Here is a 216-nt window from a genome sequence, read left to right on the forward strand (position 1 = left end):
GCTATCAATCCTCAGTGTGGCATCGCGAAAAACGCACCATCTTCAAAACTAGATGTTGTGTTCAGTGACAAAGCGAGAGCAATGCTTCACGCCTTGACTAAAAATGGTTACACGAACCTAGAGTGTTTTGTAAAGGAAGTTATGGAACAAGACCCTCGTCCTGCGTATAAGCAACAAAACGAGGACCCTAAGATCTATGGCATGAAGTTATATGCC

General features: G+C 43.5%; 1 pseudogene. It reads left to right on the top strand.

Features of this window, described 5'->3' with window-relative positions:
• Positions 1-216, top strand: a pseudogene (locus A3738_RS30960) (tRNA (N6-threonylcarbamoyladenosine(37)-N6)-methyltransferase TrmO); the annotation flags it as partial.

The sequence above is a fragment of the Oleiphilus sp. HI0066 genome (assembly GCF_001635725.1).